The organism is Polaribacter sp. HA6-7 (assembly GCF_055693625.1).
The window spans coordinates 974,081-986,300 of the sequence record NZ_CM146338.1; the positions used below are offsets into that span (position 1 = coordinate 974,081).

General features: G+C 30.6%; 4 protein-coding genes and 5 pseudogenes. 7 read left to right on the top strand and 2 right to left on the bottom strand.

Going from position 1 to position 12,220, the window contains the following annotated elements; genetic code table 11:
- Positions 1 to 142: 142 nt before the first annotated feature.
- The 5 genes and pseudogenes from tgt (at position 143) to ACZ1HD_RS05445 (ending at position 4,343) form a co-directional block, all read left to right on the top strand.
- Positions 143 to 1,274: pseudogene (gene tgt, locus ACZ1HD_RS05425) on the top strand (tRNA guanosine(34) transglycosylase Tgt).
- A gap of 101 nt (positions 1,275 to 1,375) precedes the next feature.
- Positions 1,376 to 2,016: pseudogene (locus ACZ1HD_RS05430) on the top strand (LptF/LptG family permease).
- A 175-nt stretch (positions 2,017 to 2,191) separates the two neighbouring features.
- On the top strand, positions 2,192 to 2,416 hold the full coding sequence (locus tag ACZ1HD_RS05435) for an LptF/LptG family permease (RefSeq protein WP_472689293.1): 225 nt from the start codon (positions 2,192 to 2,194) through the stop codon (positions 2,414 to 2,416).
- Positions 2,403 to 3,322, top strand: a pseudogene (locus tag ACZ1HD_RS05440) (DMT family transporter). Before ACZ1HD_RS05435 ends, ACZ1HD_RS05440 begins: the two are co-directional and overlap by 14 nt.
- A gap of 68 nt (positions 3,323 to 3,390) precedes the next feature.
- Positions 3,391 to 4,343 (top strand): annotated as a pseudogene (locus tag ACZ1HD_RS05445) (acetyl-CoA carboxylase carboxyltransferase subunit alpha).
- A gap of 162 nt (positions 4,344 to 4,505) precedes the next feature.
- On the opposite strand, the gene ACZ1HD_RS05450 reads toward ACZ1HD_RS05445, so the two are convergent.
- Both ACZ1HD_RS05450 and ACZ1HD_RS05455 read right to left on the bottom strand, forming a co-directional pair.
- Positions 4,506 to 5,234 (bottom strand): TlpA family protein disulfide reductase, encoded by a 729-nt coding sequence (locus ACZ1HD_RS05450; RefSeq protein ID WP_472688842.1) that lies wholly within the window; start codon positions 5,232 to 5,234, stop codon positions 4,506 to 4,508.
- Positions 5,235 to 5,598: 364 nt separating this feature from the next.
- Complete coding sequence (locus ACZ1HD_RS05455) at positions 5,599 to 8,157, bottom strand: ATP-dependent Clp protease ATP-binding subunit (protein WP_079738458.1); 2,559 nt, start codon at positions 8,155 to 8,157, stop codon at positions 5,599 to 5,601.
- A gap of 262 nt (positions 8,158 to 8,419) precedes the next feature.
- On the opposite strand from ACZ1HD_RS05455, the pseudogene gyrA reads away from it, so the two are divergent.
- Together gyrA and ACZ1HD_RS05465 are read left to right on the top strand one after the other, a co-directional pair.
- Positions 8,420 to 10,939: pseudogene (gene gyrA, locus ACZ1HD_RS05460) on the top strand (DNA gyrase subunit A).
- A gap of 22 nt (positions 10,940 to 10,961) precedes the next feature.
- Entirely contained in the window at positions 10,962 to 12,209 is a 1,248-nt protein-coding gene (locus ACZ1HD_RS05465; protein ID WP_472688843.1) for a tetratricopeptide repeat protein, read from the top strand.
- The last annotated feature ends 11 nt before the right edge of the window (positions 12,210 to 12,220 follow it).

The window sequence follows — 12,220 nt, forward strand, 5'->3', positions numbered from 1 at the left end:
TACACTACAATCTTTTTTCGTGCCTCAAAAAAGGATTTCCACTTCAATCCTTAACGCATATTTTTGCGAACTAATAGCAAATTAGAATATAAATTATAATTAAGAAACTTACAATTCTTAAATAATAGTATCTTTGCCGATAATGAAATTTGACTTAAAAATTACCGACCCAAAAAGCAAGGCAAGAGCAGGAGTAATAACTACTGATCACGGAGAAATAGAAACTCCTATTTTTATGCCAGTGGGAACTGTTGGAACCGTAAAAGGAGTTCACCAAACAGAATTAAAAAACGAAATTAATCCTGATATTATATTAGGTAACACATACCATTTATATTTAAGACCTGGTTTAGACATTTTAGAAAAAGCAGGTGGTTTACACAAATTTATGAACTGGGATAGAAATATCTTAACAGATTCCGGTGGTTACCAAGTATATTCTTTGTCCGGTAGAAGAAAAATTAACGAAGAAGGTGTGAAGTTTAAGAGTCATATAGATGGTTCTATGCATCATTTTACACCGAGAAAACGTTATGGAAACACAGCGCACAATTGGCGCAGATATTATAATGGCTTTTGATGAGTGTACACCGTATCCTTGCGATTACAATTATGCAAAAAGATCTATGCACATGACGCATAGGTGGTTAAACAGATGTATAAATCACCTAGAAAAGTTACCGTTTAAATATGGTTTCGAACAAACTTTTATGCCAATTGTACAAGGTAGTACGTATAAAGATTTAAGAAAACAATCTGCAGAGTATATTGCAAATGCAGGTCAGCAAGCAAATGCAATTGGTGGTTTATCTGTAGGTGAACCTGCCGAAGAAATGTATGCGATGACAGAAGTTGTAACAGAAATTTTACCAGAAGACAAGCCACGTTATTTAATGGGTGTTGGTACGCCAATTAATATTTTAGAAAATATAGCTTTAGGTATCGATATGTTCGATTGTGTTATGCCTACTAGAAATGCTAGAAATGGTATGCTATTTACTGCTTATGGTTCTATAAATATTAAGAATAAAAAGTGGGAAGACGATTTTTCTCCGATAGATGAAATGGGAATTACTTGGGTAGATACAATGTACTCTAAAGCATATTTACGTCATTTATTTGCTGCAAAAGAAATGTTAGGTAAACAAATTGCTTCTATACATAATTTAGGATTTTATGTTTGGTTAACTAGAGAGGCAAGAAAACATATTTTAGCAGGAGATTTTAGAGAGTGGAAAGATAAAATGGGAAAACAAATGGACAATAGATTGTAAAATTACAAGTTCTTATTAAGAACTTAAATCTAAAAAATTAATTATTTATTCTTTTGAAAATAATAGATTGGTACATATTAAAAAGGTTTTTAGTAACATTTTTGTTTACATTATTAATCTTAATTCCGATAGCAATAGCTATTGATGTTTCTGAGAAAATAGACAATTTTTTAGAACATCCAGATTTAGGATTCAATGAGATTTTAAATGATTATTACTTAAATTTTACAATATATTATACCAATACTTTTATGCCTCGGCATTGTTTATTGCTGTAATTTTATTTACATCAAAATTATCTAATAACACAGAAATTATAGCAATTACAAATGCTAAAGTTTCTTTTACTCGTTTTTTATATCCATATTTTATAGGAGCCACTTTAATTACTATTTTATCATTGGCTATGAATCATTATGTGGTGCCAACAAGTAGTAAAACAAGAAAAGCTTTCGAAAAGAAATATATCAATAACTCAAAACAAATTAACGAGTTAAAATATGTGTCAGATTTTAGTTTACAATTAACAGATAGCACGTATATATTTATAAGAACTTTTAATACAGAAAATAATATAGGTTACGATTTTAACTCAGAAACTTATGATGGGTTAAAATTAAAGTCAAAATTATCTGCAAACAGATTAAAATATAATGTAAAAGATTCAACCTTTACAATTAGTACCTGGAAAAAAAGATTGATTTATAAAGATAGAGATAGCATTTTTTCGGTAATAAGATAGATACAGTTTTTAGTTTTACACCAAGAGATTTAATCTATAAATCTGCTTTTGCACAAGAAATGCCATCTAACGAATTGATGAAATTTATAGATATTTCTAAAAAAGAGGTGTTAAAAACCTTAATGCCTATTTAGTAGAACTTTATAAGAGAACTAGTTTACCTGTTGCCTCCTATATTTTAACCATCATAGCAGTTGCTTTGGCTTTTAGAAAAAGAAGAGGTGGTACAGGCGTTAACCTAGCAATAGGAGTTGGTATTATGTTTTTGTATGTGTTTTTTATGAAAGTTGGTGAAGTATTAGGCTCTGTTGCCGGAGTAAATTCTATTACTTATGTATGGATTCCTAATATACTATTTGGTGCAGTTGCTGTTTATTTATACTTAAATGCAAGAAAGTAAATTTAAAAACTATTTATTACTACACCTCATTGTCTTTATTTGGGGGTTTACCGCAATTTTAGGTGCGCTAATAACTATTGATGCAATTCCTTTGGTTTGGTATAGAATGTTATTGGCGGTAATTTTTATTGCAATTTATTTTCTTTGGAAGAAAAAATCATTTAGAGTCAATAAAAAAGGGCTTTTAAAATTTTTATTTACAGGAATTGTAATTGCCTTACACTGGGTGTTTTTTTCAAAGCCATAAAGGTTTCTAATGTATCTGTTGCACTGGTAACCATGAGTACAGGTGCATTTTTTGCATCATTAATAGAACCTATATTTTTTAGGAGAAAAATAAATACTTTAGAGATTTTTTTAGGATTATTAGTCATAGGTGGGTTGTATATTATATTCAATTTCGAAAGTCAATATAAATTAGGTATTATTTACGCGTTAATTGCCTCTTTTTTAAGTGCACTATTTGCTGTTTTAAACGGTTTGTACATTAAAAAATACACTGCGGATGTTATTTCGTTCTACCAATTATTTTTTGGCGTTGCTTTTATTACTGTATACTTATTAATAACTAACGGATTTTCTATTGCCTTTTTTCAAATTGAAACTTCAGACTGGTTGTACCTTTTAATTTTAAGTAGTATTTGCACTGCTTATGCTTTTATTGCTTCTGTTGAAGTAATGAAATATCTCTCTCCTTATACCGTAATGCTTACAATAAATTTAGAACCTATTTATGCAATTATTTTAGCTTTAATAATTTTTGGTGATAAAGAGCAAATGAGTAACACCTTTTATTTAGGAGCTTTTATAGTCTTGTTTGTAGTATTATTAAATGGTATTTTAAAAAATAGAAAGACATTAAAAGATAAGATTCAGCAAAAACTGAAAAAGAAAAAAGTAATTTAATTTAGCCTTAAAAAGTAAATTTTATAGTATGTTTGTTCTTACAAATAACTAAAATCAAATCACTAGAAATGGAATATTTAGAATTTGAAATGCCAATAAAAGAACTTCAAGATCAACTGCAAAAATGTCAGATTATTGGTGAAGAAAGTGAGGTAGATGTAACTGCTACTTGTAAAAAAATTGAAAAGAAACTAGCAGATGCTAGAAAAAATATATACAAAAACTTAACGCCTTGGCAGCGAGTACAATTATCTAGACACCCAAACAGACCTTATACTTTAGATTATATTAAGGCTATTTGTGGTGATACTTTTATGGAACTTCATGGAGATAGAAGTGTAGGTGATGATAAAGCGATGATTGGAGGATTGGGTAAAATAGGAGATCAATCTTTTATGTTTATTGGTCAGCAAAAAGGTTTTAACACAAAAACACGTCAGTATAGAAATTTTGGAATGGCTAATCCAGAAGGGTATAGAAAAGCTTTACGTTTAATGAGAATGGCAGAGAAATTTGGTATTCCTGTAGTAACACTTTTAGATACTCCTGGTGCATACCCTGGTTTAGAAGCGGAAGAACGCGGACAAGGGGAAGCTATTGCTAGAAACATTTTTGAAATGACAATTCTTAAAACACCAATTATTACAGTTGTTATTGGTGAAGGAGCTTCGGTGGGGCTTTAGGAATTGGTGTTGGAGATAAAGTTTATATGATGGAAAACACTTGGTATACGGTAATTTCTCCGGAATCTTGTTCTTCTATCTTATGGAGAAGTTGGGAGTTTAAAGAACAAGCTGCAGAAGCTTTAAAACTTACCGGTAACGACATGAAGAAAATGAAATTGATAGACGGAATTATCAAAGAGCCAATTGGTGGTGCACATTCTGATAGAGAAGGGGCTTTTGCTGCTGTACAAAGTCAAATACTAGCTGCTTTTGATGAATTGAAAGATTTATCTGATGAAGATTTAGTCGAAAAAAGAATGGATAAATATGCAAACATGGGTGTTTACAAAGAGTAAATATCTATTCAAATAAAATAAAAAAAGCGAAATTCAAAATTTGAATTTCGCTTTTTTTATTTTTTAATATTTTTTAAATACCTAAAGAAGTAAATAATTCTTTTAATCTTGGTTCTGATGGTCTAGGTGCATCAGAATTTACAATTTTACCTTGAGGATCTATTAATATAAATCGGGAATCGAGTTTATCTGATATTCTTGCTGAAAAGATATGTCTTTTCCTGCCCAAAGTTGCACGCCGGATAACTGTTTTGCTTTTACAAAATGTTTCCATTTCTTTTCTGCTGCTTCCCAAGATCCGCCACTTCTTCTGTATTCATCTGTAGAAATACTTATAAATTCTATATTTTTACCGTGATATTCTTTTTCTAAAGATTTTAGATAAGGAATTTGTTGAATACAAGGTCCGCACCAAGTAGCCCAAACATCTATATAAACAAATTTCCCTTTAAAAGAGTCTAAAGATTTTTTACCGCCTTTGTAATCTGCATAATCAACAAATTTTGGTGAAATAGTTCCTTTAGCCATAGCTTTGTTTTTTTCATAAGCTTGGTTAAAATAAGTAATCATTTGATTGGTTTGACTATCTACCATTTTTACCAATGTAGTATCTATGTCTTTATAAGAGTTTAAAATACTATCGTAATTAGATTTAATAGAAGCTATTTTGTTTTTAAAATCATTTTCATTTAATTCTAATAGTAACGTAGGATTTCCAATTTTTTGACTTTCTGTAATCTGAGCTAAAATAAAATTACTATTATCAGCACCTTGTCCAGAGAACTTAAAACTAGACATAAAATTTTCAGAGTCTCCATTTAACTTAATATCAAATCCGTTTTTTAAATAAATAGGAGCTCTTTTTGCAGGACTAGTACTAAGAGTGTACACTGCAGCGTTTTCTATATTTAAAGTATCTTTAAAAGTACCATCGTTATTAATTGTAATGCTTTTTACGGGACCTTGTTGACCTGTAATTGTTAAAATAGAATCTTTATTATTTTCTAACTTTCCGAGAAAGCGTTAAATAATCTTTAGAATGTTCTTTAGTACAAGAAGCAAGTGCAAAAACAGCGATGATTATGATGCTAATTTTTTTCATTTATTATAAATATTTATTTGAAACAAATATATAAATTTAATCAGAGGATAGTGTCTTTCGATATTTAACTTTTCTGTTAAAAATATAGAAATCAACTGTGTTTTTGTAGTTTAATGTAAAAAAATCTCAAACGTTAGTTTGAGATTTTTTAATTTATGATTCTGTTTCAGATTCTTGTTCTGGTTCTATTTTTCCTTTTTGTATCTTGATATTTAATTTATTTTCTTTTTCATCAAGATCCATAGAAATTGTATCTCCTTCATTTAGTTTAGAATTTACAATTTCTTCAGCTAGAGCATCTTCAATGTATTTCTGAATTGCTCTTTTAAGTGGTCTAGCACCATACTTCTTATCAAAACCTTTGTCAGCAATATAATCTTTTGCTTTTTCGCTTAATTGTAATGTATAACCTAAATCTGATATTCTACGTAATAGTTTATCTAATTCGATATCTATAATCGAGTGTATATCTTCTCTTTCTAGAGCGTTAAATACAATTACATCATCTATTCTATTTAAAAATTCTGGTGCAAAAGATTTCTTTAAAGCGCCCTCAATTACAGATTTTGCATGTGCATCTGCTTGTTCTTTTTTAGAAGAGGTACCAAAACCTACTCCGCCACCAAAATCTTTTAATTGTCTAGCACCAATGTTAGAAGTCATAATGATGATTGTATTTCTAAAATCAATTTTTCTTCCTAAACTATCAGTAATATAACCGTCATCTAAAATTTGAAGCAACATGTTAAACACATCTGGATGCGCTTTTTCAATTTCATCTAAAAGAACAACAGAATAAGGTTTTCTTCTAACTTTTTCTGTTAATTGACCACCCTCTTCATAACCAACATATCCCGGAGGTGCACCAATTAAACGAGAAATAGCAAATTTTTCCATGTACTCACTCATGTCAATTCTAATTAAAGAATCATCAGAATCGAATAATTCTTTTGCTAAAACTTTTGCTAATTGTGTTTTACCAACACCAGTTTGTCCTAAGAAAATAAAAGAGCCAATTGGTTTGTTAGGATCTTTTAATCCAACTCTATTTCTTTGAATTGCTTTAACAACTTTAGATACAGCAATATCTTGACCAATTACCTTGCCTTTTATAAGCTGAGGTAATTCGTTTAATTTATGTGTTTCTGCTTCTGCAACTCTATTTACAGGTATGCCTGTCATCATAGAAACAACTTCTGCAACATTATCTTCGGTTACAATTTCTCTGTTTAATTTAGAGTCATCTTCCCATTGTTTTTGAGCAGAATCTAAAGCAGCCTCTATATTCTTTTCATCATCTCTTAATTTTGCAGCCTCTTCATATTTTTGCCCGTTTACAGCTTTAGTTTTCCTTTCTCTAATAAGCTCTAACTTGGTTTCTAGCTCTAAAATTTGTTGCGGAACAACAATGTTTGTGATATGAATTCTAGATCCAGCTTCATCTAAAGCATCAATAGCTTTGTCTGGCAAATATCTATCAGTCATATATCTGTTAGTTAATTTTACACAAGCCTCTAAAGCTTCATCTGTATAATTTACATGATGATGTTCTTCGTACTTCGTTTTTATATTGTGTAAAATCTGTATAGTTTCTTCTACGGATGTTGGGTCTACAATTACCTTTTGAAAACGACGCTCTAATGCGCCATCTTTTTCGATATTTGTTCTATACTCATCTAAAGTAGTAGCACCAATACATTGTATTTCTCCACGAGCCAAGGCTGGCTTTAACATATTAGAAGCGTCTAACGAGCCTGTAGCGCCACCTGCGCCAACTATTGTATGAATTTCGTCTATAAAAAGAATAATGTCATCATTCTTTTCTAGTTCGTTCATTAGAGCTTTCATACGTTCTTCAAACTGACCACGGTATTTTGTGCCCGCAACCAAACTTGCTAAATCTAAAGAAACCAAACGCTTGTCAAATAAAATTCTAGAAACTTTTCTTTCTACAATTCTTAAAGCTAAACCTTCTGCAATGGCAGATTTACCAACACCAGGTTCTCCAATAAGCATTGGGTTGTTTTTCTTTCTTCTACTTAGTATTTGAGAAACTCTTTCAATTTCTTTTTGTCTACCAACAACAGGGTCTAATTTTCCTTTTTCTGCTAAATCTGTTAAATCTCTACCAAAATTATCTAAAACTGGTGTTTTTGATTTTTTAACATTTTTTCCTTTTTGAGGTTGATCAAAAGGATTTTGTTTTTCAGAAGCAAATTCATCATCAGATGGTGTTTCTGCTATCGGATTGTTAGGTAGATCTTCATCATCTACATGCAGTTGTTTATATAAAGCTTTCGCTTCATCGTAATTAACGTGGTATTTCTGAATCAACTTAGTAGTTGGGTCATTTTCGTTTCTTAAAATACATAAAAGTAAATGTGCAGTATCTATAGATTCGCTTTGATATAGCTTTGCTTCTAAAAATGTTGTTTTTAGAGCTTTTTCTGCTTGTCTCGTTAAATGTAAACTTTGTTTCTCAGAAGTTTCTGCAAAAGTAGGATCAACTGGGTTTAGTTGTTCTAACTTTTTACGCAATAAAATAGTATCTACATCAAATGCAGTTAAAATTTCCATTGCTTTTCCTTCTCCTTTTCTTATTAAACCTAATAACAAATGTTCTGTTCCAATAAATTCATGCCCTAATCTTAGCGCTTCTTGTTTACTGAATGCTATTACATCTCTTACCTTCGGTGAAAAATTATCGTCCATATATTATTGTCTATTGATGTAAATTTAGTCCTTTTTTTCTTAAAAATTACAAAAAATATGCCAACTCTTAAAAACTGACAGTTTGACTTTAAAAATAAAGTAGAAAATAGTTGAAAATCAAGTAAGTAAAAAGCACTAATAAATTATTAATAAATGTTGATAACTCTGTCGAATTCATAAGTCTTAAACCTTTGTAAATAGTAATAGAAATAGTATCTTGCCTTGTTTTAAAAAAAGGAATAATTATTAATAGAAAATATATATGGCAGACGGAGAAAAGTTAATTCCGATTAACATTGAAGAGCAGATGAAATCTGCATACATCGATTACTCGATGTCAGTTATTGTTTCAAGAGCATTACCGGACGTAAGAGATGGTTTAAAACCAGTGCATAGAAGGGTTTTGTATGGTATGCATGAACTAGGAATTAAAGCAACAGGAGCTTATAAGAAATCAGCAAGAATTGTTGGAGAAGTATTAGGTAAATATCACCCACACGGTGATACATCTGTATATGATTCTATGGTGAGAATGGCGCAAGATTGGAGTGTGCGTTATATGATGGTAGATGGGCAAGGTAACTTTGGTTCTGTTGATGGAGATTCTCCGGCAGCAATGCGTTATACAGAGGTTAGAATGCAAAAAATATCAGAAGAAATGTTAGCTGATATTGAAAAAGACACTGTAGATCATCAATTAAATTTTGATGATACTTTACAAGAACCTACTGTTTTACCAACGCGTATTCCTAATTTATTGGTAAACGGTGCATCCGGTATTGCTGTAGGTATGGCAACAAATATGGCGCCACACAACTTAACAGAAGTAATTAATGGTACTGTAGCTTATATTGATAATAGAGATATCGAGATAGACGAGTTAATGCAGCATATTACTGCGCCAGATTTTCCTACAGGTGGTATTATTTATGGTTATGATGGTGTAAGAGATGCTTTTCATACAGGTAGAGGTCGTATAGTAATGCGTGCTAAAGCTGTTATAGAAGAAGTAAAAGGACGTGAATGTATTATTGTTACCGAGATTCCTTATCAGGTTAACAAAGCAGACATGATCAAGAAAACTGCTGATTTAGTAAACGAAAAGAAATTAGAAGGTATTGCTAATATTCGTGACGAATCAGATAGAAATGGTATGCGAATTGTTTATGTTTTAAAACGTGATGCCATTCCTAACATCGTCTTAAATAAATTATTTAAATACACACAGCTTCAAACTTCTTTTAGTGTAAACAATATTGCATTGGTAAAAGGAAGACCGAGAGCAACTAAATTTAAAGCAATTAATACATTATTTTGTAGAGCACAGGCATGAAGTAATTGTACGTAGAACAGAGTTTTTACTTAAAAAAGCAGAGGCTAGAGCACATATTTTAGAAGGATTAATAATTGCTTCGGATAATATTGACGAAGTAATAAAAATTATTAGAGCTTCTAGTAATGCAGATCAAGCTAGAGAAAGTTTAATTGAAAGATTTGAATTGACAGAGATTCAAGCCAAGGCAATTGTAGAAATGCGATTACGTCAATTAACAGGTCTAGAACAAGATAAGTTACGTGCAGAGTACGATGAAATCATGTTAACTATTACAGATTTAAAAGATATTCTTGCAAACGAACCAAGACGTTATCAGATAATTAAAGACGAGCTTCTTTTAATAAAAGATAAATATGGTGATGAGCGTAGATCTATCATCGAATATGCTGGTGGAGATATGAAAATTGAAGACATGATACCTAATACAAAGGTTGTTGTTACAATTTCTAATGCTGGTTATTTAAAAAGAACAAACTTAGAAGAATATAAAGTTCAGAATAGAGGAGGTAGAGGTCAAAAAGGAGCAACTACAAGAAATGAAGATTTCTTAGAACATTTATTTGTAGGTACAAACCACCAATATATGATGTTCTTTACTCAAAAAGGTAAAGTCTTTTGGATGCGTGTTTATGAGATTCCAGAAGGTGGTAAAAACACAAAAGGTAGAGCGATGCAAAACCTTATTAATATCGAACAAGACGATAAGGTTAAAGCGTTCTTAGTTACTCAAGATTTAAAAGACGAAGAGTATATTAATAGTCATTATGTCATAATGGCAACGAAAAAAGGTCAGGTTAAGAAAACTTCATTAGAACAATATTCTAGACCAAGAACTAATGGTATTAATGCAATTACTATTAAAGAAGGTGATGAGCTATTAGAAGCTAAATTAACTACGGGAGATAGCCAAGTTATGTTAGCCTTAAAATCTGGAAAGTCAATCCGTTTTGAAGAAGCTAAAACTCGTCCGATGGGAAGAACAGCTTCGGTGTAAGAGGTATTACACTTCAACATGAAAATGATGAAGTAGTAGGTATGGTTGCTGTAAACGATATGGAAAGTAATATACTAGTTGTTTCTGAAAAAGGATACGGAAAGCGTTCTAAATTAGATGACTATAGAGTTACAAATAGAGGAGGTAAAGGTGTTAAAACTTTAAATATTTCAGAAAAAACAGGAGATTTAGTTGCAATCAAAAACGTAGACGATTCTAACGATTTAATGATTATTAATAAATCTGGTTTAACCATAAGAATGGCTGTAGAAGATTTAAGAGTTATGGGACGTGCAACGCAAGGTGTTCGTTTAATTAATATTAAAGATTCTGATAGCATTGCAGCAGTTGCTAAAGTTGCTCATGATGAAGAAGTAGACGAAGAAGAAAATGCCGAAGAAATAAAAAATGGCACGGAAATTGAAAATGATTCAAGTGAAAATCAAGAATAATTATAAATTTAATATCAGTAAAATGAAAAAACAAATATTAGCGTTAACTGTAGGTTTCTTATCAATGGCTTCTTTTGCGCAAAAAAGCGAATTGAAAACAGCTGAAAAAGCAATTAAGAAACAAGATTATACTACAGCTTTGTCAGCTATAGCTCCTTTAGCATCTATGGAAGCAACAATGGAAGCTAAATATAAAGCAAAATATTACTATTTAAATGGTCAAGCATTGGCTGGTAAAAATGATTATAAAGGTGCCGCAGATGCATTTAATGCTTTATTTAAATATGAGAAAGAAATTGGTAAGCAGAGATATACAAAAGAAGCGCAACCAATGTTAAATGAATTAATTCAAAAAGCATCTAATTTAGCTATTAAACAATATAATAGTAAAGATTATAAGCAAGCAACAGGTAACTTCTATTTAACATATCTTTTAAGTCCTAAAGACACAAGTTTTTTATATAATGCAGCAATTAGTGCTTCATTATCAAAAGACTATGATGTTTCTTTAAAGCATTACAGAGAGTTAAAAGAAATAGGTTATACAGGTATCACAACTCAATACTTAGCAACAAACAAAAAGACAGGTGCTGTAGAAAACTTAGGAACTAAAACTAATAGAGATACTATGGTTAAGTTAGGTCAATATTCTAACCCTACAGTAAAAGTTTCTGATTCTAAGCAAGCTGAGATTGTTAAAAATATTGGATATATTTTAGTGAATCAAGGTAAGACTGATGAAGCTATTGTAGCTTTACAAGAAGCTAGAAAAGCAAATCCGAAAGATGTTAATTTAATTCTAAACGAAGCGCAATTATATATTAAATTAGAAAAAATGGATAAGTTTGGAGCTTTAATGGAAGAAGCTGTAAAGTTAGACCCAACAAATCCAACGTTATTTTTTAATTTAGGTGTTGTTAATGCTAATCAAAATAAAAGTGAAGAAGCAATTAAATATTATGAAAAAGCAATCGAGTTAAAACCAGATTACGGAGATGCTTACATGAATTTAGCTGTAGCAATATTAAGTGGAGAAAAAGCAATTGTTGATGAAATGAATGAAAATTTATCTAACTTTAAGAAGTACGATGAATTACAAGAAAAGCAAAAAGAATTGTATAGAAAAGCATTACCTTATTTAGTAAAAGCAGATAATATTGAAAGATCTGAAGGTACTGTTAAAACTTTATTGAATATCTACGATACTTTAGAAATGACTACTGAAGCAGATGCTTTAAGACCAATTTATAAAGAAATGAGAGGTCAGTAATAGATTTTAAG

What these genes read in the sequence shown, in the direction of transcription:
- ACZ1HD_RS05455 (WP_079738458.1), bottom strand. Translation starts at nt 8,157, where the DNA reads ATGGACGATAATTTTTCACCGAAGGTAAGAGATGTAATAGCATTCAGT.
- ACZ1HD_RS05465 (WP_472688843.1), top strand. Translation starts at nt 10,962, where the DNA reads ATGAAAAAACAAATATTAGCGTTAACTGTAGGTTTCTTATCAATGGCT.